Here is a 22,007-nt window from a genome sequence, read left to right on the forward strand (position 1 = left end):
TTGCTGCCACTGCGTTTGCGAAGAGGATGCGAAATAAATGAACCAGGTTGATCGTCCATTTTTAGATTGTGGTTTAACGCGGCTGGAATTTTTACGTATATCCGGAAAGGGTCTGGCAGGACTGACCATTGCACCCGCGTTGTTATCACTTTTTGGTTGTAAGCAGGAAGATATCGACAGCGGTACAGTTGGCCTTATCAATACGCCGAAAGGGGTGCTGGTAACGCAGCGAGCACGCTGCACCGGTTGTCATCGCTGCGAAATTTCCTGTACCAATTATAACGATGGGGCCGTTGGCACCTTCTTTTCCCGCATCAAAATTCATCGTAATTACTTCTTTGGCGATGATGGCGTCGGGTCCGGTGGCGGACTGTATGGTGATTTAAACTATACCGCGGATACCTGCCGCCAATGCAAAGATCCGCAATGCATGAAGGTCTGCCCAATTGGCGCCATTACCTGGAAGCAGGAAGACGGCTGTATTGCCGTAGACCACAAACGTTGCATTGGCTGTAGCGCTTGTACCACAGCCTGCCCGTGGATGATGGCGACCGTTAACACAGAAACGAAAAAATCCTCAAAATGTGTGTTATGCGGGGAATGCGCCAATGCTTGTCCTACTGGGGCATTAAAAATTATCGAGTGGAAAGATATTACCGTTTGATAGAGGGCAGGCATGCCTGATACGCGTCATTAATTGCCAAAAATAGCGCAGTTTTGAATAAAAAACTGCCTGACGGGTATATCTATTAAACCTTCTTGCAAAGGAAAACATGATGGCTAATGGTTGGACAGGTAATATTTTACGGATCAATCTCACCACGGGTAATATCACCCATGAAGATTCCAGTAAATTTAAGAAATTTATCGGTGGGATGGGCTTTGGGTATAAAATTATGTACGACGAAGTCCCGCCAGGCACCATGCCTTTTGATGAAGGGAATAAGCTGGTTTTCGCCACCGGGCCATTAACCGGCTCGGGCGCACCCTGTAGCTCCCGCGTCAATATCACCTCCTTGTCAACATTTACCAAAGGTAATTTAGTCGTAGATGCCCACATGGGCGGTTTCTTTGCCGCACAGATGAAATTTGCCGGTTACGACGCCATTATTATCGAAGGTAAGTCCGCGTCACCTGTTTGGATCAATATTAAAGACGATAAGGTCAGCATCGAAAAAGCCGATTTCCTGTGGGGCAAGGGCACGCGCGCCACAACCGAAGAGATTTGCCGCATTACCAGCCCTGAGACTTGCGTCGCCGCGATTGGCCAGGCGGGGGAAAATCTGGTACCGCTCTCCTGCATGATCAACAGCCGCAACCACAGCGGAGGCGCCGGTACTGGCGCGGTGATGGGCTCGAAAAATCTGAAGGCTATTGCGGTAGAAGGGACCAAAGGGGTCAATATCGCCGACCGCAAAGAGATGAAGCGGCTCAATGACTATATGATGACCGAGCTTATCGGCGCCAACAACAACCACGTTGTACCGAGCACCCCGCAGGCCTGGGCAGAATACTCTTCGCCAAACTCGCGCTGGACGGCCCGCAAGGGACTGTTCTGGGGAGCGGCGGAAGGCGGGCCAATCGAAACGGGTGAAATCCCGCCGGGTAACCAGAATACCGTCGGTTTCCGTACCTATAAATCCGTGTTCGATCTCGGACCTGCCGCTGAGAAATACACGGTAAAAATGAGCGGCTGCCATTCATGCCCCATTCGTTGTATGTCACAGCTCAATGTTCCGCGGGTGAAAGATTTTGGCGTACCGAGTACCGGTGGCAACACCTGCGTGGCGAACTTTGTGCACACCACCATTTTCCCCAATGGCCCGAAAGATTTTGACGATAAAGACGATGGGCGGGTGGTGGGAAACCTGATTGGTCTGAACCTGTTCGACGATTATGGCATCTGGTGTAACTACGGGCAGTTGCACCGTGATTTTACTTATTGCTACTCGAAAGGTGTTTTTAAGCGCGTACTGCCGGCGGAAGAGTATGCGGAGATCCGCTGGGATCAACTGGAAGCTGGCGATCCTAATTTTATTAAGGATTTTTACTATCGGCTGGCGCATCGCGTGGGGGAACTCAGCCACCTTGCGGACGGATCATATGCCATTGCTGAACGCTGGGATTTGGGCGAAGAGTACTGGGGTTATGCCAAAAACAAACTGTGGTCGCCGTTTGGTTTTCCTGTCCACCACGCTAACGAGGCTTCAGCACAGGTTGGGGCGATCACCAACTGTATGTTTAACCGTGACTGCATGACGCATACCCATATTAACTTCATCGGTTCCGGTTTGCCGCTGAAATTACAGCGCGAAGTGGCGGGCGAACTGTTTGGTTCGCAGGATGCATACGACGAAACCAAAAACTACACCCCGATCAATGCCGCGAAGATCAAATATGCCAAATGGACGTTGCTGAAAGTCTGTTTGCATAACGCGGTCACGCTATGCAACTGGGTCTGGCCGATGACGGTTTCGCCGCTCAAGAGCCGTAATTATCGCGGAGATTTGGATCTGGAAGCGAAATTCTTCCAGGCAGTTACTGGCGATGAAACCACGCAGGCGAGTCTGGATCTGGCCGCTGAACGTATCTTTACCCTGCATCGCGCCTATACGGTCAAACTGATGCAAACCAAAGATATGCGCAATGAGCATGATCTCATCTGCTCCTGGGTGTTTGATAAAGATCCGAAGATCCCGGTCTTCACCGAGGGGACCGACAAGATGGACCGGGAGGACATGCGCCTGTCACTGACGATGTTCTATCAGGAAATGGGCTGGGATCCGGAGCTGGGCTGCCCTACGCGCGAAACGCTGAATCGACTAGGACTTGAGGATGTGGCAGCCGATCTGGCGGCACAAGATCTGTTGCCAGCGTAAGGAACGCGAGATGACTAACGTGAGCAACGTTCAGGCACCCATTGAGGCGTTTCCTGATGAGGTAGATAGCCAAAAGAGACACTGGCTGCAGGCGCTACAGCTGCCTGCAGAACAGGTGAACGCGACGCAGGTTCAGGAACCTGCCAGCCCGGAGTCGATAGTGGCGGAGTTTATCCGCCAGCATTCAGCAGCGGGTCAATTGGTGGCACGCAGTGCCTTCCTGCAGCCACCGTATTCGGTTCCTGAAACCGACCTTACCGTGTTGCTGGATACCCTGTGTCACGGTGCGAATGGGGCGGATATTACCTGTGTGCACGGCGCTGAAGAGGCATATTTCTTTTCAACGCAAACCATGACGGCAAACTACGCCAGCATGTGTGTGCAGGTGGTGGAAAACGACATCTGTCGCGCGATTGCCGAGGCGGTACGCTTCGACTGTCAAACGTATCCGCGCCCCTATAAGGTCGCGATGTTGACGCAACCGCCGTATAGCTTTGAATCTCAGCAGGTTGCAGCGGCGCTCTCGGCAATGGAAACGCACCCGGATTACGCAGATATACGCACTGTGGAATCGTCAAATGCGGAACCTTATTTGTTTAGCGAACGTTTTATGAGTTATGGCAAAGCGTACGGCCTGTGCGAATGGTTTGAGGTTGAGCAGTATCAGAACCCCTGAATTCTTCAGGTTGATGTCATGGAATGTGTGGACGACCACTGTCACAGCATTAGAGGATAACCCGATGTCCTTCACCCGACGTAAATTTGTCATTGGCATGGGGACGGTGATTTTTTTTACCGGCCCAGGTCAAAGTTTGTTAGCAAGTCCCAGGAGCACTAAAGGCGTTCGTTATGTCATGATCCACGACGAATCTCTGTGTAACGGCTGTAATATTTGCGCCCGCGCATGCAGGAAAACCAATCATGTTCCTGACCAGGGCAGCCGTTTGTCGATAGCGCATATTCCGGTTTCGGATAACGACAACGAAACGCTGTATCACTATTTTCGTCAGTCCTGCCAGCATTGTGATGATGCGCCCTGTATCGAGGTCTGTCCAACCGGCGCCTCCTGGCGAGATGAGAATGGCATTGTGCGGGTAGATACGTCTTCGTGTATCGGCTGCAGTTACTGCATAGGCGCGTGCCCTTATCAGGTACGCTATCTCAATCCGCGCACCAAAGTGGCTGATAAATGCGACTTTTGCGCTGAATCACGTCTGGCGAAAGGTTTCCCTCCGATCTGTGTTAACGCCTGCCCGGAACACGCGCTGATTTTTGGTCGTGAAGATAGCCCGGAGATTCAGACCTGGCTGCGGGAAAACAAGTATTACGAGTATCAACTTGCAGGCGCCGGGAAACCCCATCTGTATCGTCGGTTCGGTCAACATTTGATTAAAAAGGAAAATGTATGAACGCGTCGCAGAATGCCGAACAGTTTCACGCCCAGCTTGCGCAATATGTCCCTATGTTTTCACCTGACTACTGGCCTGTGTGGTTGGTCATCGCCGGATTAATGCTGGTGGGAATGTGGCTGGTGCTGGCGCTACACGCCATGCTGCGCTTTCGTGCCGCGCATAAAGCGTCGGCAGGGCACGGTGAGAAGGTCTACTTATACTCGAAGGCCGTTCGTTTGTGGCACTGGTCGAATGCGCTGCTGTTTCTGCTTCTTCTGGTGAGTGGACTCGTCAATCACTTCTCGGCCGTCAGCGCGTCGGTGATGAAAAGCCTGCTCACCGTACACGAAGTCTGTGGCTTTTTGCTGCTCGCCTGCTGGATTGGTTTTGTCCTGATCAACCTGTTTGGCGGTAACGGGCATCATTATATTATTCAACGTCAGGGCTGGATCGGACGAGCGCAAAGACAAACGCGTTTTTACCTGTTTGGCATTATGCATGGAGAGTCACATCCGTTCCCGGCATCGCCACGTTCGAAATTCAATCCGCTTCAGCAGGCGGCCTATGTTGCCGTGATGTATGGTTTGCTGCCGCTGTTGTTGATATCGGGTCTGTTATCGCTCTATCCGATGGCTGTCGGCGATCTGTTCCCGGGCGTGCGTTACTGGTTGTTACAGGCGCATTTTGCGCTGGCAATAGTCAGTCTGTTTTTCATTTTTGGGCATCTGTATCTTTGCACTACGGGCCGCACGCCGGGCGAAACCTTCAAGTGTATGGTGGATGGCTATCACCGGCATTAAGCGATGATGATTACGCGTAATGACTTACGGGCCTGGCGTGTTGGGCCCGTAATGTATCGCTGGTTTCTACGTACTTTTCCTGCCGGGGGAAGTTATGCCGATGTACATCGTGCGCTCCAGCGGGAAGGGTATATCGACTGGGCAAATAGTCTGGTGGAATATGGTTGGTCAAAATGGCGGGAAGAGGAGAGTTTTGTCCGGCAGGATATCCGGGCGATGGGAAATATTTCCCGCGTGCAAACGACGGGGGGAACCCGCAGTCCGCTGGCGAGTGCGGAAGATAATGTCAGCTTTGGCTGTGCGGATGATAACGTTAAAATCGCCAGCGCTGGCTATGCCGCGCAAATTGCCAGTGCAGGTTACAGCGTACGTATAGGCAGCGTAGGCTATAACGCGCATATCGGCAGCTCGGGCGATCGCGGGCGAATTGCGGTCGCGGGAAATTCAGCGCGTATCAGTAGCGTGGGTGACGGGACGCGTATCGCCAGTACCGGCATGCGTGTACGCATCAGTTCTCTGGGCGACAGAAACCGTATTGCCTGCAGCGGTGATTTAACCCAGCTAGCCTGTTTCGGCGCGGAATCGAAAATCGCCAATTGTGCAGATAATATCCATATTATTGCCAGTGGAGAGAACGCGGTTGTTGCCAGTACCGGCGCTGTCGATTCGATCATACTCGGACCTGGCGGATGCGCGGCGTTGGCCTATCATGATGGCGAAAGAATGCGTTTTGCGCTTGCGGTTGAGGGCGAAAATAATATCCGGGCTGGCGTGAAATATCGGCTCAACGAAGACCACCAGTTCGTGGAATGTTGAGCCCTGAGGTCATTTTAGCGCGAACCGTCGCTGGGTGATTTTTTCCAGGCTAAAGCACAGCAGGTAATAGACCAGTCCGGTAAAGATAAAAATGGCCGCCGGATAGATTTGCACCCGGCTATTAACCTGACCGGCAACCGTCGTGAGTTCTGGCACATTGACGATAAACGCCAGCGACGTGTCCTTCAGTAGTCCAATAAAAATCCCTGTCAATGACGGCATAATGTTACGCAGCACTTGCGGCAATAAAATAAGCCACAGGGCCTGGTACGGGCGAAAACCCTGCACTACTGCCGCTTCATATTGCCCGCAAGGTAACGCGCTAATTCCCGCATACACCGAGTGCATCACCGAGGCGGCAGTGAACCATGCCAGCGCTAACGTCACGGTAACTGCGCCGGGCAGATCGCTTCCGGTAAGCATGGGGAGCAAATACCACATCCAGAAAATCACAAAGATTAACGGAATGCCGCGAATAAACTCGGCCCAGATAAACAGTCCTTTGCGAACCGCGCCCGGAAAACGCCAGGCGCAGCAGGCAAGAACTATCCCCCCGGGCAGTGCCAGCAATGCCGCGCCGATGGCCATCAGCAAAGTAAGTAGCACGCCGCCGGGTTGGCCTTCGGTCACGCGTCCCCACAGGAGATAGTCCAGATTGTCAGTAATGACCGAAATATTAGCGATCATGTGGGATACTCCTGAAACTTAATGGACGCGTTCTTATTCTGAACGGTTTACCTGACGCAGATTTCGGACCAAGACGCGTAAGCAGCATGCCTAGCACGATGCCGATAAACAGATAGAGGGCTGTTCCAACGGCAAAGGCTTCCAGTGCATGCGCGTTATAGCTCTCAATTTGCCGCACCTGATAGGTCAACTCTGCAAATCCAATACCGCTGGCAAGCGAGGAGAGTTTCATCAGGTTGAGATATTGCCCAACGATGGGCTGCCATGCGTTCGCCAGCCCTTGGGGAAGGAGAATGTGACGAAAAACCGCCCAGGCGGAAAAGCCCTGAGCAATGGCCGCCTCGCGTTGTCCGGCAGAAACCGCCTGCAAACCAGAGGCAATCTCCTCGACCAAAAAGGCTGAAGTAAAAACACCCAGCCCCCATGCAGAACAAAGAAACTCCGGCGTTAACCACCAGACGTCACCCGGCAGAACAGACCACGGGTGTTCAGCATTAATAAAGGTAATCACGTCACGGGGGAGCCAATTCCATGCGGCGAAATACCAGAACATCAGTTGCACCAGTAAAGGCGTGTTGCGAAACACTGAGACCCACATGCCGACCACCGCGGTGGCAATGCGATTGCCTGTCAAACGTAAGCCGAGTAGTAGGAGAGCAAAGAGAGTGGCGACCGCGACGCCTGCCAGCGTCACCCATAGCGTGGTGAGAAAACCGGAAATTATCCATTGTAGAGGTTGCCCGCTCAGCACCCCCTGCCAGTCCATTATCAGCATTATAACGGTAACTCCTGGTGTAACGGGTCGAGCACTTTTTTCAGGAAACGCTGGGTTCTGGGATGTTGTGGGCGGGTGAAGAAATCCTCCGGCGAGGCGACCTCCAGTATATCGCCGCCATCAATGAATACCACACGATCGGCAATCTCACGGGCGAAGTGCATTTCATGAGTCACGACGATCATCGTGATACCGCTGTGAGCCAGATTTTTCATCACTTGTAACACTTCGCCGATCATTTCTGGATCCAGCGCGGAGGTGGGTTCATCAAACAAAATGATTTGTGGCGATGAAGCCAGCGCGCGGGCAATGGCAATGCGCTGTTGCTGCCCGCCGGATAACTGAGCGGCATAGGCATCGGCTTTCTCGAGCAGTCCCACTTGATCCAGCAATTCGAGTGCCCGGCCTTTTGCTTCCGCTTTGTTCCAGCCGTGAACATATTCCAGCGCCAGCGCAATGTTTTGCAGCGCGGTCAGATGCGAATAGAGATTGAATTGCTGAAATACAAAACCGATACGGCTGCGTAACTGGCGTAATGCCGCCCCGCGCAACTGACTAATCGGTTTACCATCAATGAAAATTTCGCCACCGCTGAGCGACTCAAGCTGGTTGATAAGACGTATAAGTGTGGATTTTCCAGAGCCAGAGGGACCCAAAATGGTCACCACTTCACCAGGTTCAACTGCCAGGCTGACGCTGTTAAGTACGGTATGAGCGTCATACTGTTTAAACACTTTGTGCAGTTTGACGCTTGCCTGACCCAATTGGGTAGAATCCGCAGCCGAAGCTGCGGAACGATGAAAAAGAGCTGAGAGCATATTACTTGGCTTCTATTTTAAAGGCGCGGGGCTGCGGGTTTTTGGTTTCAGGGCCGAACCACACATCATAAATTTTTGCCGCCTGACCGGTAGACTCCAGCTTCAAGAGTTCATCGTTGACGGCTTTTAACAGCGCGGGTTCGCCTTTTTTTACCCCCACGCCGATCTCTTCTTTACTCAGCAGGTCCGGCAAAATTTTGAAATCCGCTTTATCCGGCGCACCGCTTAACAAGCCCGCCAGAATTGTACTGTCCTGGGTGATGGCCTGCACATTACCGTTGCGTAATGCGGTTAATGCCAGGGGAATATCGTCATAGGCCAGTACGCGCGACTGCGGGAAGCGCTGATGTAACGCCTGCTCACCGGTAGTCCCTTTTACCGCGCCGATTCGCGCTTTTCCGTATTCATCGAGCTTGTCCGGAGATTTTGCCGGTACAAGGAACTGCTGGCCGGTGACAAAATAGGGCACAGAGAAATCGATCACCTGTGCGCGCTCAGGTGTGATCGTGATATCCGCTACGATTAAATCGGCTTTACCGGATTGTAATAGCGGAATACGGTTGGCCGGGTTGGTGGCTACCAGCTCCAGTTTTACCCCCAGTGATTTTGCCAGCGCTTCGGCAAAATCGACGTCGTAGCCGACAATCTTATGCGTTTTTGCATCAACTGAACCGAACGGCGGATTGGCGTCGAATGTCGCCACTTTTACTACGCCTGCGGCTTTGATATCGGCCAATTGGTCGGCCTGAGCTTGCGAAACGCTCATGCCAGAGGCCAGCAGCACGCTGAGTGCCAGAAGTGTTTTTTTAGCGCTGTGAATTTTCGTTGCCATCATTGTATGAAATCCCTGTAGTTTTTGGTTTGTGCTTTTTACGCTCCCATAACTTACGATTCAGACAAAATAAGAAAAAATTCTTATCTATATACAAAATGTTATTAGTGAAGGGGGGGAGATCAGGAGTGATGTGCGCGAACGTTCACAAACGCTACGTGATTACCCTCATGACCTGTACCATAGGTCAATAAAGTTAAGGGCTGGGGACAAGCATGCTGCGTGATAATTTTAACGATCTTTATTATCTCATTATCGTCGCCCGCGAGCGGAGTTTTACGCGGGCTGCGGCAAAGCTTGGGGTCTCGCAGTCAGCGTTAAGCCATGCGATACGTGGACTCGAAGAGCGGCTGGATGTACGACTCCTTACCCGCACCACGCGCAGCGTCGCGCCGACTGAAGCCGGAGAACGGCTCATCAACAGTATCAGTCCGCGTTTTGATGACATTGAAACGGAACTGCTGGCATTAACCGACATCCGTCAGCGGGTGGCGGGTAACATTCGCCTTACTTTGGGTGAACATGCGTTGCAATCGACTGTCTGGCCCGCGCTGGCGCCTTTTTTGCAGGCTTATCCTGAAGTGAAAGTGGAAATGACCCTCGACAACAGCCTGACGGATATTGTGGCTGGCCGTTATGACGCGGGTATTCGTCTCGGCGAGCAGGTGGCAAAAGATATGGTTGCTGTCAGAATTGGCCCGGACTGGCGCATGGTGGTGGTCGGTTCACCCGCTTATTTTGCCCGCCATGGTAAACCACTCACCCCACACGATCTGCAAAACCATAACTGCATCAACATGCGCATGCCGACGTTGGGCGGGCTATATGCCTGGGAATTTAGCAAAGGCGGACAAGATTTGCGCGTGCGGGTTGAAGGGCAGCTTATTTTTAACAATCTCCCCCCGCGGATTAGCGCGGCGATTGCCGGGATGGGGCTGGCATTTGTGCCGGAAGACACTGTCGAACAGGCGGTGACTGACGGTGCGCTGGAAAAAGTGCTGGAGGACTGGTGCGAACCTTTCCAGGGCTATTATATGTACTACCCCAGCCGCAGGCAGCACACCGCCGCTTTTGCCAAATTGATTGAGGCTTTACGGTATACGGGCTGAAATGGGAAGGGTTAACAGGCGATAAAAAAACCGGCATTGCGCCGGTTCGGAAATCAGATTTTGCAGGCGTCGCCGCAGTCATTATCAGCAATAATTTCCTGCGCTTTCTTATCTGCATCTTCCAGACGTTCAGCATTACGCTCTTGCGCTTCTTCCAGTCCATCAAAGACCAGATTATCGAGATCAATTTCCATCATTCACCTGCTCAGGTTCAGCGTTTAACATCACACTATTATATTGCAAAAATGTTGCTTAACAGCAGCGATTATTGCTACTTAGCCCCGAACTTAAATCAGATGCGCATATTTTTCCGGCAGCGTGGCCCACAGATGGCGGCTGCGAAGAGCTGTTGGTCATAAATACCGCTAAACGCCAGCGCGTTCTACCGTTTTATCTCTACTTTTTCATTAACGTGATGCGCGATCATTTTTAACAAATGCGTGACAAAATCACTATACATATAACTTAATATCTTTTATACATTAATTGTTCAACCCTGCGACTATTCCACAAAAGAGAAAGATATATGGAACAGACACCTGATAAGAAAAACGATAATTTTCAAAAAGATGGCAAAGAACAGTTCAATCGCTCAATCGGTTTAATTTCTAACTTCGCGTTGGGGTTTACCTACCTTTCGCCGCTCACTGCCGTCTATTCGCTGTTTGCGCTGGCCGTAACGCTGGCGGGGCCGCCCGCAGTATGGTGGATCTTAATCGTCGCATGTGGCCAGCTTTTAGTGGCGTTGGTGTTTGGTGAGGTCGCTTCCCAGTATCCGATAACTGGTGGACTGTATCCCTGGGCGAGAAGATTATGGGGCAAGAAATATGCCTGGATTGCCGCCTGGATTTACCTGTGGGCGCTGGTGGTCACCATTACGTCAATTGCGGAATATACCTCGACGTTTGTTGAGTCGCTGTTCCACTATGGTCAAACGCCTGCCACCATGTTGCTGACGTCTGTCCTGCTACTGCTGTTGATGATGGCTGTTAATATGTCCGGGACCAAAAACCTGGCCAGGGTCGCCAAAATTGGCTTCTGGTGTGAAATTGTCAGCGTGATTGCGCTGGGAATTTATCTGCTGATCTTTCACCGTTCTCAGCCTTTCTCCGTCATCTTCGACTCGATGGGCGTGCTTGCTCAGGACGGAAGCTACTCCACCGCGTTTATGTCCGCCGCGCTGATGGGGCTGTTTATGTTCTTTGGCTTTGAAGCCTGCGGTAACGTAGCGGAAGAGGTGCAGAACCCGAGCAAAAAGATCCCGGTCGCGATGATTTTAAGCATCGTATTTGGTGCGATTTCCGCCATCATTTCCGTGATGGGTTATCTGCTGGCTTCACCGAATCTGGTCAGTATCGTGAATGGTAAAACGTCCGATCCAATCCCCGCCATTCTCAATGAAGCCTTGGGGGAAACAGGCGCAACTATCTTTATCATCGTCGCGATTGTGGCGATGTTATCGTGCATTTTGTCTCTACAGGCTGCGTTAAGTCGTCTCATTTTTTCTTTCTCCCGCGACAGAATGCTGCCGGGAAGTGAATGGATGTCCAAAATCTCGAAAAACGGCGTTCCGGATAATGCGATGGTCGTCAGTTGCCTACTGCCGGTGATCATCTGCGTTTGGGTCTATTTCCAGCCAGACAACCTGTCGCGTATTACCGCGTTTGCCGTAATCGGTATCTATATCTCGTTCCAGATGGTCGTGCTTGCTGCGTTACGTCAGCGTCTGAAGGGCTGGAAACCGGCCGGGGAGTGGACCATTGGCGGTTGGGGCGTGATTGTAAACGTACTGGCCTTAGCCTATGGATTATGTGGGATCTGGTTGCTGGCTCAACCGGCAGATAGCAGCGACTTCATTGACCGTTGGACAGTGCTGTTCGGACTGGCGATTGTCGTTGGGTCGGGGCTTATCTATATGTTCCTGACCCGACCGTTTGGGCGCTCTGCGGCGCCGGAAAATGATGCTATTGCTTACGCCAATAAGCTCAATATGGGGCAGGATAACTAAAACAAGGGCCTTCGGGCCCTTAGTTTTGATAGTGATAAAGGATAAAGTAGTCGCTCTGATATACCACGGTGCTGTTGGCGGGTGACAGTAACTCCCCCACGCGAAAGCGAGGCCAACTGGAGAAGATAATCCTGTTTTCCAGATTGGTCAGTATGACGTAGTCAGGATGAGCGCAGGAGAGCAGTTCGGCTTCGATTTGGCTGACCAGCAGATCGACGGCGGCGACGCCAAGGAACTGATCGTTGTAGTAGACCGGCACTGCCGAAGTCAGGGTATAGGAGATATTGCAGATATAATCGACGTACGGGCCGTGGATATAAGCTTTCCCTGCCGGTGGCGAATGTTTAAACCACTCGAAGGTTCTGAAATCCAGTCGTTGCTGCGTGGCCTGATCCAAATCGAGGTGAGCCTGGCTCAAACCATTATCTTTCTTATACCACCACTCCAAAAGCCAATACTCTTTGGTGGTGGTAGTGCTCTCTATATGGCTGGCAAATCCGGCTCCAGAGCAGTAATGGTTGTCATTGAGCGTGCGCTTAATATGCCCTTGAACGGTGGATCTCACAGAGGGATCGAGGACAACCTCGGCTGAAGCTTTCTGTATTCCGGCAATCGCCTCATGGATGCTCCTCGCCAGCGCCACGGTAGAATCTACGGTAGAGACGGTAATATCATCAATTTTATGGATTAATGCGCTTAAGGATGTCGAAGAGCTCATTGTCTGTCCTGCCTTCACGGGTTGTCAGTTCGAGTTATATTTCAGCTTTTTTTCGATAAGGTAATAGGTAAAGGTGTCGATGATCCGCGTGGCAAGCTGTACTGATTCCGCCTCGTTGTGGGCTGCCAGCGCATCGGCCAGCGCTGAATAAAGCGCGATAATTTCGGCATGAATGCTGTCCGTGCGATAGAGAATCGCCACCAACGATGCCCATTCAGCTTGCACCTGAAGCTCCTGGTTCGCCAGCCGTGCCGAATGTGAACTGGCGGCTATCGCCAGCAGGCATCGCATATCGGCCTGGGTCATCAGCTCAGGTGATTTTGCCTTTCTAAGCACCTCAACAAACTCGCGAAATTTGGCGATATCCGCGCCGGTCATTCGTCTTGAAGCAAGTCTTGCGCTATGGCTAATGATGGCGCAATGCATTTCCCCCAGATCCGAAAGATAATCGGTACTGATCGCTTTGAACGGATGCAGAGGGCTATTTTTGCCATCGATATTTTCGCAAACGAAGCTGCCACCATTACGACCACGAACAGTATGGATAAGATTATTAGCCCGAAGCGTGTTTAGCGCTTCTCTGATAGTGATATGTGAGACACCCATCATCTTTGCCAAATCAGTTTCGTTGGGAAGCTGTTCTTTCGGCTCCAACAATCCCGTGATAATAGCGTTTGAAAGGCGTTGCACTATCTGGTCTGAACGACTGACCTGCCCGATAGGCGCAAATATGACTGCGTGAGTAATCATAATCTTTTCTGCACTCAATTCCCTGAAACAACGACCCTTTCTAACACATGCCCGCTGGGCAAGGAAGGTAAGAATGGCCGCGTTATTTTACATGCCCATGCGCAAAATCTGCCGCACTGACGGATGTGTGTCCCGATAACCTCTGGAGCTGAGCGCGCCGCGTCAGCTACCAGTGGCAAGCCTCACCCTGAACAATGTAAAAAATAAGTTAAAAATGCGAGGCTTATCATAGTGTCAATGTTGCGTATTTGAAAAGTTTTTACAATATATATATTACATAAGATTCTTTATGTATTAATGGGTGGGAGACAGGCATGAAAACCCTGAAGCATTTTATTAATGGGCAATATGTAGCAGGTGGCAGCGAAGAGACCTTCGAACTGGTGAGTCCGGTTGACGGTGAAACGTACGCATTATCTCCTAATGCCAGCGCGGCAGAGGTGGAGCAGGCCTACTCTGCAGCTGAAGCGGCGTTTAGCATCTGGAGAAAATCGACACCGGCCCAGCGACAAATAGCGTTATTGCGCCTTGCGGACGAAATAGAACGCAATGTGGAGCGACTGGTCAATGCCCAGAGCCAGGAGACCGGTCAGCTTCGCCATTTTATTGAGAAGGAAGAGATCGCGGCATCCTGCGATGCCATCCGTTTTTTTGCCGGGGCTGCACGTTGTCTTGAAGGCAAGGCAGCAGGCGAATATTCCGCTGGATTTACCTCAACTATTCGCCGGGAACCGCTGGGCATTGTCGGGCAAGTTACGCCGTGGAATTACCCGTTTATGATGGCGGTATGGAAAATTGCGCCGGCACTGGCGGCGGGTAACACGGTAGTGTTAAAGCCAAGCGATACCACGCCGGTCAGTACGCTGCTGCTGGCGGAACTGGCGGCGCCCTTGTTCCCGAGAGGGGCATTTAACGTGGTTTTAGGCAAAGCCAGTACCGGTTCTCTGGTGGTCTCAAACCCGAAAGCCTCACTGGTTTCGATTACCGGTTCGGTCCGTGCAGGTCTGCAGGTTGCGGCCTCGGCAGCGGCGAACCTGACCCGGGCGCATCTGGAATTAGGTGGGAAGGCGCCCGCGGTGGTATTTGCCGATGCGGATATGGACAAGGCGATTGCGACGATTGTCACGGCTGGCTTTTTCAATGCCGGGCAGGACTGCACGGCGGCCACGCGTATTCTGGTCGAACAGTCCGTCTACGCTGAATTCCTGGGAAAACTGGTACAGAAAACAAAGAGTATTAAATTTGGGCCGCCAGAAGATCAGGATGCATTGTATGGCGCTTTGAATAGCCGGAATCAACTCGAGCAAGTGAAAGGCTTTATCGAGCGTTTACCGGCACATGCAAAAATTGAGACCGGCGGGCGCGCCGGATCTGGCCCAGGCTTCTATTTTGAGCCGACGATCGTCTCTGGTCTGCAACAGCACGATGAAGCTATCCAGCATGAAGTATTTGGTCCAGTAATGACTATTCAGTCGTTTTCTGGCGATGAAGATGCATTACTTAAGGCCAATGATGTGGAATATGGTCTGGCGGCGAGCGTCTGGACCAGCAATCACAGTCGCGCGCAGCGCTTCAGCATTGACCTTGATTTTGGCACGGTATGGATTAACAGCCATATTCCCCTGTGCGCCGAAATGCCACACGGTGGCTTCAAAAAATCGGGTTATGGCAAAGATCTCTCATCCTATTCGCTCGAAGAATACACTCGGGTGAAACATATCATGTGCGACATTTCTGAATAGAGAGGGTGGTGATGAAAACATTAAAAGTGGCGGTGCTTTCATTGGTGATGCTCTCGGGCTATAGCCTGGCAGAAAGTTCCTCGCTGAATACCGTGAAAGAGTATATGGCGGCGTGGAATGCGCATGATGCTTCGCGAGCGGCTCAATATCTTGCAGATGATGCAGTCTATTATGATGCCGCCGCGGGAGAACCGATTACCGGCAGGGAAAAAGCAGAAAAAGAAGTTATTGGGGCCTTTATTAAGGCGGTCCCGGATCTGACCTGGAAAATGATCGGCAAACCCGTTTATGACGAGGATACCGTGGCTTTTCGTTGGCAGTTCTCAGGAAAAAATAGTGGTGAATGGGCAGGGAGCCCACCGACAAATAATCTGATAAGATTTGAAGGTGTTAGCTATATTCATGTTAAAGCAGGAAAAATCACCTGGCAGGGTGATTATTATGATTCTAAAAAACTGGATGAAGAATTAAAGCCAGTGAAATAGATGGCGATCCCCCTTTTTGTTGAGGAGGGAATGCCTCTTATTTGTGTCGTGTTAAGGGCAGTGTAGCAATAAGGAAAAAAGTAATGGCAATTACCAGACGTGATTTTCTCAACGGCGTCGCGGTGACCGTTGCGGCGGGGCTTACCCCGCTGGAATGGGTCAGGGCGGCAGGGAAGGAAAACGCATTTATAGATGGAAGTTATTATCCGCCTGCGCTGACGGGGCTGCGGGGCAATCATCCGGGATCGTTTGAAATGGCGCATGCCGTGGGTCGTGAGCATAAACATTTTGATTTAAACGCTCTGCCTATTGAGGAAGAGTACGATCTGGTGATTGTGGGCGGCGGTATCAGCGGCCTGGCTGCCGGTTGTTTTTGGCGTCAACTTGCCGGGCAAAATAGCCGGATTCTGATCCTCGATAATCATGACGATTTTGGGGGGCATGCCAAACGGAACGAGTTTACCAGCTCGGGCAAGAAACTACTCGGCTATGGCGGCAGCGAAGCATTCCAGTCGCCTGCGCATAATTTCAGTCCGGAAGTGCAAAAGCTGATGGAAACCGTGGGCGTCAGCGTCACGAGGTTGAAAGAGAGTTTTGACGTAAACTTCTATCCCGACTGGCAGCTCAGTCGCGGCGTTTTCTTCGATAAAAAGAATTTTGGCGAAACAAAAATCGTCAGCGGCGATCCGGGACGGGCGGTATCTGATGATATTCCGCCGGACAGACTGAATGGACGCAAGATAGAAGACTTTATCCATGATTTTCCGCTAAGCGAGAACGACAGAAAAGCGTTAATCGATCTGCATGTACGTCCTGCGGACTACCTTCCAGGTATGACGGTTGATGAGAAAACTGAATGGCTGGATACCCACAGCTACAGCGAATTTCTGGCGACAAAAGTCGGTTTGAGCAAAATGGCGTTGCTCTATTTTCAGCAGCGTTCTAACGACTTCTTTGCCATCGGCATTGAAGGGATTTCCTGTAGCGATGCCCGGGCGTGCGCCTTACCGGGTATGGAAGCACTGGGATTACCCCCGCTGGATGGAGAGTCGCTGGCCGACCTCGAAGAACCGTATGTTTACCATTTTCCGGATGGGAATGCCGGCCTGGCCCGACTGCTGGTCAGATATATGCTGCCGGATGCGCTACCGGGCACCACCATGGAGGACTCGGTCCTCGCCAGACTGCATTATGAAAAACTGGACCTGCCGGAAAACACTACGCGTCTGCGCCTGAACAGCACGGTGATTAACGCCGCCAACGTACAGGGTGGTGTTGTTATTAGCTATCTGCGCGACGGCAAAATGCATCGCGTTCGTGGTAAGAACACCATTATGGCAGGTTATAACATGTTGATTCCGTATCTGGTACCAGAGATGCCGGAACAGCAGCAGGCAGATCTCAAACTGAACGTGAAAGCGCCGCTGGTATACACCAACGTGGTGGTTAAAAACTGGCAGGCATTTAAACAGCTTGGCGTGCATGAATTTTACTCTCCGGCAGCCCCTTACAGCCGGGTCAAACTCGACTATCCGGTCAGTATCGGCGGGTATCAACACCCAGCCTCACCAGACGATCCGATGGTGATTCATATGGTTTACGTGCCCACATATCCTGGCAGTAACCTCTCGGCAAGAGAGCAGTTCCGTTTGGGGCGGGCCTATTTGCTGGGGACTACGTTTGCGGCGCATGAAGAGATGATTCGCTCCCAGTTGCAGGAGATGTTTGGCTCAACAGGCTTTGATAATCAACGCGATATTGCCGCCATTACGGTTAACCGCTGGGCGCATGGCTATGCGTATTACCCTAACTCTCTGTTCGACGATATGGATAAAATGCCCGAGATTATCGAGCGGGCGCGCAAGCCTGTCGGTCGTATTACCATTGCTAACTCCGATTCTGACTGGGGGGCTTATGCTCATACGGCGATCGATCAGGCATGGCGAGCGGTTAATGAACTCAAGGAGATGGGGTGATCTATGCGTAATGTAACCGTTCTTGCCGCCTGTTTATTTACCGCCACGGTTTCTGCGGCTGAAACTCATGGCGAATACATCGCGAGGATTTCTGACTGCGTAGCCTGTCACACGACGGAAGGTGGCGCGGCGATGGCAGGGGGCAAAAAGTTTCCCACTCCACTAGGGGATATTTATTCGACCAATATTACTCCGGATAAGACGCAGGGGATTGGTAGCTACTCATACGAGGATTTTGAAAAGGCGGTCCGTCAGGGGATTGCCAAAGATGGTCATCCGCTCTATCCGGCTATGCCTTATCCCTCTTACGCGAAGCTTTCTGACGAGGATGTTCAGGCGCTGTACCGCTATTTTATGCATGACGTCACGCCGTCGGCACAACCCAATAAAGAGAATGCCATTCCGTGGCTACTCTCCGCCCGCTGGCCGCTGCATATCTGGAACTGGTTGTTTACCGACGCGCCAGAGACGGCTGCTGAGAGCGCGAAAACGGATGAAAATGCGGCCCAGGTGAAACGAGGCGCTTATCTGGTGGAAGGCCCGGGACACTGCGGTTCATGCCATACACCGAGAGGTGTGGCGATGAACGAAAAAGCGTATAGCAATGCCGATCCCGAGTATCTGAGCGGCGCGATGATCGACGGCTGGTATGCACCGTCGTTGCGGGGCACCGGAATGTCGGAGTTGGAGTTAAAATCGCTGTTGCTGACCGGTAAAAGCAAGCATGCCGCGGTTTCTGGTTCGATGGCTGAAGTCGTTACGCAAAGTACACAGTATCTGACGGACGAAGATGCCACGGCGATCGCACAATATCTGCTGAGCCTGAAGAGCGCGCAGCCTGAAGCTGGGCGTACCGCAGCGGCTACGGCATTGTGGTCGAATTCAGCCGAGGCGGGCAAAGTGACCTATAACCGCTACTGCTCAACGTGTCACGGTCTGGAAGGCAAAGGTACGGATGATAATGCACCTTCGTTGATCCACAATCCACTGGTGATGGTGGATGACCCGACACCGCTGTACAGAGTGATTGCCTATGGTGCAGAAACACCGACAACACGGGGCAGCGTCTCCTTTAAGATGCCAGCCTACGGCGGCATGTTAAGCGACAACGAAATGCGCGACGTAATTAACTACGTGCGTAAAAGTTGGGGGGAAGGGAATGGTGAAGTAAGCCAGGAGGATCTGGCTGGCGTTAAAAAAGCGTCACATTAAACAGCATGCCGTATAAGCACCGCCATCCGGCAGTGCTTATACGGCGTTTTCCCTGATAATCGTCGCGAGTCGGGTAAACGCCGCCGCCATTTCATGTTCTTCTATACTGGCAAACCCCAGCAGCAGGCCGCTGCATTTCTCTTCATTCACGTAGTAGCGAGACAGCGGACGCACCAGCAAATCTTGCGCATTCGCCTGCTGAGCAATGGCGATGTCATCGCTTCCGGCGGGTAACTGTAAAATCATATGCAGCCCGGCGTTACTGCTGAAGGAGCCAAGGTAATGTTCGCCAAGTTGGCGGGTGATAAGTTCCACCAGCATCTGTCGACGACGGCTGTACAACTGGCGCATTTTCCGAATATGCGCCGCGTAATATCCCTCGCGGATAAACTCCGCCAGCGCGGCCTGAATCAATAAATGTCCGCCGCGATAGAGGTCGTTATGAACCTTTTTAAGCGGCGCGGCTAGTGGTTTGGGCAATACCACATACCCGAGTCGTAGTGCGGGATAGAGTGTCTTGCTGAATGTTCCGATGTAGATAACCGGCGTTTCATCCTCCAGTCCCTGTAATGACGGAATAGGCTGGCCGGAAAAGCGAAACTCGCTATCGTAATCATCTTCTATTATCCAGCTTCGCGTTTCGCGGGCGCGCAAGAGAAGCTGTTGCCGACGACTCAGGCTCATTACCGAACCGAGAGGATACTGATGTGACGGTGTCACAAAAATCAGCTTTGGTGCGGGTTCTGTTGTGCCTGGCGGAATCATACCTTGCTCATCAACCGGGATCGCCGAAAAGTTAACCGCGTTGATGCGTAGAATATTTTTTATCCCCCAATAGCCTGGCTCCTCAATCCAGGCACTGTCACCCGGATTGCACAGAGCGCGCGTTACCAGATCCAGCGCCTGGTGAATACCTTCAGTAATCAGAATTTGATCAGGCGAACAACGTACACCCCGGGCGGTGCGCAGATAGTCTGCCAGCGCTTCTTTCAATTCACTCACCCCGCCTGCGGCATCGTAAGTGAGAAACTCCGGGCGCAGTCGCCTTGCCAGCCGATCCTGGATTTTTTTGAGCACCCGGTGAGGAAAATGCTGAACATCAGGCACGCCAGGAATAAAGGCTCCCCATTGCCGGGGACTGGCGCTGGCATGCCCCAGCAGTTCAAGGCAGCGGGCAGATAAGCGGGTGTGATCCTCAAGCGCAACAGCCACTGGCTCTTTGTTGGGGCGTAGATCGAGATTGTCGAGCACGCTGTCGGTAACAAAGGTGCCGCTGCTGGTGCGCGCAGAGATATAGCCTTCGGCCTGCAACTGCTCGTAAACCCGCAAGACGGTGTTACGCGATAACGTCAGTTCGCCCGCCAGATCCCGTGAGGGAGGCATGCGGGTAGCCGGTTTCAGGCTGCCCTCAAGGATGCAATTACAAATGGCGGCATACAGACGACGATGCAGTTTTTCATCTGTCTGCTGGCTAAATGCTTGCTTGATCACATCTCCGGCAAGTGAACGCATTTGGATCCTTAAAATAAAACGATTTGGCTCTCGATTAAAGTACCAGATGGCGTCTAAATTTAAAGGGTAATTCAACTGAAATGTAGTTATGGACAAGGTGTAGCGAATGAACAATAAAAACCTGCAACAACGTCGTCTGGATGCCACCCCGCGTGGCGTGGGTGTCATGTGTGACTTTTACGCCCAGTCGGCAGAAAACAGCACGATTACCGATATTGAGGGCAATCAGTATATTGATTTTGCCGCCGGGATTGCCGTGCTGAACACCGGGCACCGTCATCCTCGTCTGGTGCAGGCGGTTGAAGCCCAACTGCAGGCTTTTACCCACACGGCTTATCAGATTGTACCGTACGAAAGCTATGTGTCTCTGGCTGAGAAAATCAACGCCGTTGCGCCGATTGACGGTAAACGCAAAACCACATTCTTCACTACCGGCGCTGAAGCCGTGGAAAATGCGGTAAAAATCGCCCGCGCGCATACCGGTCGTCCCGGTGTTATCGCTTTTGGCGGCGGTTTTCATGGACGTACTTACATGACGATGGCGCTGACCGGCAAAGTAGCGCCTTATAAAAAAGGGTTCGGCCCGTTCCCTGGTTCCGTTTACCATGCGCCATATCCTTCTGAATTGCAGGGTATCTCCACGGCTGATTCGTTAAAAGCGATTGAACGCCTGTTTAAAGCCGACATCGATCCAACCCAGGTTGCGGCGATTATCTTCGAACCGGTCCAGGGCGAAGGGGGCTTCGTGGTGGCGCCGTCGGAGTTTGTTGCCGGGATCCGCCGCATCTGTGATGAGCATGGCATCGTGATGATTGCCGATGAGGTGCAAAGTGGTTTTGCTCGCACGGGTAAACTGTTTGCGATGGATCACTACGCCGACAAAGCGGACCTGATGACGATGGCGAAAAGCCTTGCGGGTGGGATGCCGTTGTCTGGGGTGGTAGGCAAGGCAGAAATTATGGATGCGCCTGCGCCGGGTGGGCTGGGGGGTACCTACGCTGGCAACCCGTTGTCGATTGCGGCGGCTCATGCGGTACTGGATATTATTCGTGATGAGCAGTTGTGCCAACGGGCAGCGGCTCTCGGTGAACAACTGCGCGCCACCCTGACTGACGCGCAAGGATGGTGTCCTGAACTGGCCGAAGTGCGTGGCTTAGGCTCAATGGTTGCTGCTGAATTTTGTGATGCAGCGACGGGCGAACCCAGCGCTGCGGTCGCGCAACGCGTGCAGAAGAAAGCCCTTGAGCAGGGATTGTTGTTGTTAACCTGTGGTCAGTACGGCAACGTTATTCGTTTCCTTTACCCGCTGACAATTCCGCAGGATCAGTTCGCCAAAGCGCTTGATATCATTAAAGCTGCGACGAAATAGTCTAGCCACTCAGTATCAACGAAAGCCGACGGTGGTCATTGCCGTCGGCTTTATTTTTGCCCACAAAAATTGATCTTCCTCGTGTGCAGCGCGGTAATTATCGGTAATGGGTTGCCAGTTATATCGTT

21 protein-coding genes are annotated in these 22,007 nt (G+C 52.1%); 13 read left to right on the top strand and 8 right to left on the bottom strand.

Features of this window, described 5'->3' with window-relative positions:
* Positions 1-37: 37 nt before the first annotated feature.
* The 6 genes from FDW92_RS12310 (at position 38) to ydhT (ending at position 5,886) form a co-directional block, all read left to right on the top strand.
* Entirely contained in the window at positions 38-664 is a 627-nt protein-coding gene (locus FDW92_RS12310) for a ferredoxin-like protein (protein WP_038640293.1), read from the top strand.
* Positions 665-776: 112 nt separating this feature from the next.
* Entirely contained in the window at positions 777-2,879 is a 2,103-nt protein-coding gene (locus tag FDW92_RS12315) for an aldehyde ferredoxin oxidoreductase (protein WP_038640295.1), read from the top strand.
* 10 nt (positions 2,880-2,889) lie between these two features.
* Complete coding sequence (locus FDW92_RS12320) at positions 2,890-3,555, top strand: YdhW family putative oxidoreductase system protein (protein WP_042308733.1); 666 nt, start codon at positions 2,890-2,892, stop codon at positions 3,553-3,555.
* 64 nt (positions 3,556-3,619) lie between these two features.
* Complete coding sequence (locus FDW92_RS12325; protein ID WP_042308731.1) at positions 3,620-4,288, top strand: 4Fe-4S dicluster domain-containing protein; 669 nt, start codon at positions 3,620-3,622, stop codon at positions 4,286-4,288.
* Positions 4,285-5,070: a thiosulfate reductase cytochrome B subunit gene (gene phsC, locus FDW92_RS12330; RefSeq protein WP_042308729.1), complete on the top strand. Its 786-nt coding sequence runs from the start codon at positions 4,285-4,287 to the stop codon at positions 5,068-5,070. Before FDW92_RS12325 ends, phsC begins: the two co-directional genes overlap by 4 nt.
* Before the next feature lie 3 nt (positions 5,071-5,073).
* Positions 5,074-5,886 (top strand): protein YdhT, encoded by an 813-nt coding sequence (ydhT, locus tag FDW92_RS12335; protein ID WP_042308728.1) that lies wholly within the window; start codon positions 5,074-5,076, stop codon positions 5,884-5,886.
* Between the two features lie 9 nt (positions 5,887-5,895).
* On the opposite strand, the gene FDW92_RS12340 is transcribed toward ydhT, so the two are convergent.
* The 4 genes from FDW92_RS12340 to FDW92_RS12355 are packed head-to-tail and all read right to left on the bottom strand — an operon-like array spanning position 5,896 to position 9,001.
* Positions 5,896-6,573 (bottom strand): amino acid ABC transporter permease, encoded by a 678-nt coding sequence (locus FDW92_RS12340; protein WP_042308727.1) that lies wholly within the window; start codon positions 6,571-6,573, stop codon positions 5,896-5,898.
* Positions 6,563-7,348, bottom strand: a complete 786-nt coding sequence (locus FDW92_RS12345; RefSeq protein WP_042308726.1) for an amino acid ABC transporter permease — start codon at positions 7,346-7,348, stop codon at positions 6,563-6,565. Before FDW92_RS12345 ends, FDW92_RS12340 begins: the two co-directional genes overlap by 11 nt.
* Positions 7,348-8,166 carry an amino acid ABC transporter ATP-binding protein gene (locus tag FDW92_RS12350; protein WP_042308723.1) on the bottom strand — a complete coding sequence of 273 codons (819 nt, stop codon included), beginning with the start codon at positions 8,164-8,166 and terminating at the stop codon, positions 7,348-7,350. Before FDW92_RS12350 ends, FDW92_RS12345 begins: the two co-directional genes overlap by 1 nt.
* Position 8,167: 1 nt before the next feature.
* Positions 8,168-9,001, bottom strand: coding sequence for an ABC transporter substrate-binding protein (locus FDW92_RS12355; protein WP_042308721.1), 834 nt, complete (start codon positions 8,999-9,001; stop codon positions 8,168-8,170).
* 212 nt (positions 9,002-9,213) lie between these two features.
* Between FDW92_RS12355 and FDW92_RS12360 the strand changes: the two genes are divergently transcribed.
* Positions 9,214-10,107: a LysR family transcriptional regulator gene (locus tag FDW92_RS12360; RefSeq protein ID WP_042308719.1), complete on the top strand. Its 894-nt coding sequence runs from the start codon at positions 9,214-9,216 to the stop codon at positions 10,105-10,107.
* A 53-nt stretch (positions 10,108-10,160) separates the two neighbouring features.
* Here FDW92_RS12360 and FDW92_RS12365 read toward each other — a convergent pair whose 3' ends face one another.
* Positions 10,161-10,301 carry a hypothetical protein gene (locus tag FDW92_RS12365; RefSeq protein WP_003832695.1) on the bottom strand — a complete coding sequence of 47 codons (141 nt, stop codon included), beginning with the start codon at positions 10,299-10,301 and terminating at the stop codon, positions 10,161-10,163.
* 332 nt (positions 10,302-10,633) lie between these two features.
* On the opposite strand from FDW92_RS12365, the gene FDW92_RS12370 reads away from it, so the two are divergent.
* A complete protein-coding gene (locus FDW92_RS12370) occupies positions 10,634-12,115 on the top strand; it encodes an APC family permease (protein ID WP_042308718.1) in 1,482 nt (493 codons plus the stop codon).
* A 19-nt stretch (positions 12,116-12,134) separates the two neighbouring features.
* Here FDW92_RS12370 and FDW92_RS12375 read toward each other — a convergent pair whose 3' ends face one another.
* On the bottom strand, positions 12,135-12,833 hold the full coding sequence (locus FDW92_RS12375) for a cache domain-containing protein (protein ID WP_042308717.1): 699 nt from the start codon (positions 12,831-12,833) through the stop codon (positions 12,135-12,137).
* A gap of 24 nt (positions 12,834-12,857) precedes the next feature.
* Positions 12,858-13,583 carry a GntR family transcriptional regulator gene (locus FDW92_RS12380; protein ID WP_042308714.1) on the bottom strand — a complete coding sequence of 242 codons (726 nt, stop codon included), beginning with the start codon at positions 13,581-13,583 and terminating at the stop codon, positions 12,858-12,860.
* A 314-nt stretch (positions 13,584-13,897) separates the two neighbouring features.
* Between FDW92_RS12380 and FDW92_RS12385 the strand changes: the two genes are divergently transcribed.
* The 4 genes from FDW92_RS12385 to FDW92_RS12400 all read left to right on the top strand — a co-directional run bounded on the left by FDW92_RS12385 (position 13,898) and on the right by FDW92_RS12400 (position 18,998).
* Positions 13,898-15,325, top strand: coding sequence for a gamma-aminobutyraldehyde dehydrogenase (locus FDW92_RS12385; RefSeq protein ID WP_042308712.1), 1,428 nt, complete (start codon positions 13,898-13,900; stop codon positions 15,323-15,325).
* An 11-nt stretch (positions 15,326-15,336) separates the two neighbouring features.
* The gene (locus FDW92_RS12390) at positions 15,337-15,810 is read left to right on the top strand and encodes an ester cyclase (protein WP_052511180.1); all 474 of its coding nucleotides are present in this window, start codon (positions 15,337-15,339) and stop codon (positions 15,808-15,810) included.
* A gap of 83 nt (positions 15,811-15,893) precedes the next feature.
* On the top strand, positions 15,894-17,786 hold the full coding sequence (locus FDW92_RS12395) for an FAD/NAD(P)-binding protein (RefSeq protein WP_042308710.1): 1,893 nt from the start codon (positions 15,894-15,896) through the stop codon (positions 17,784-17,786).
* 3 nt (positions 17,787-17,789) lie between these two features.
* Positions 17,790-18,998, top strand: a complete 1,209-nt coding sequence (locus FDW92_RS12400) for a cytochrome c (protein WP_042308708.1) — start codon at positions 17,790-17,792, stop codon at positions 18,996-18,998.
* A gap of 36 nt (positions 18,999-19,034) precedes the next feature.
* On the opposite strand, the gene FDW92_RS12405 is transcribed toward FDW92_RS12400, so the two are convergent.
* Positions 19,035-20,510: a PLP-dependent aminotransferase family protein gene (locus tag FDW92_RS12405; protein WP_042308705.1), complete on the bottom strand. Its 1,476-nt coding sequence runs from the start codon at positions 20,508-20,510 to the stop codon at positions 19,035-19,037.
* A 106-nt stretch (positions 20,511-20,616) separates the two neighbouring features.
* On the opposite strand from FDW92_RS12405, the gene puuE reads away from it, so the two are divergent.
* Entirely contained in the window at positions 20,617-21,879 is a 1,263-nt protein-coding gene (puuE, locus tag FDW92_RS12410; protein WP_042308703.1) for a 4-aminobutyrate transaminase, read from the top strand.
* Positions 21,880-22,007 lie beyond the last annotated feature (128 nt).

Source organism: Citrobacter sp. wls706, assembly GCF_005281305.1.
Lineage (GTDB): Bacteria > Pseudomonadota > Gammaproteobacteria > Enterobacterales > Enterobacteriaceae > Citrobacter > Citrobacter werkmanii.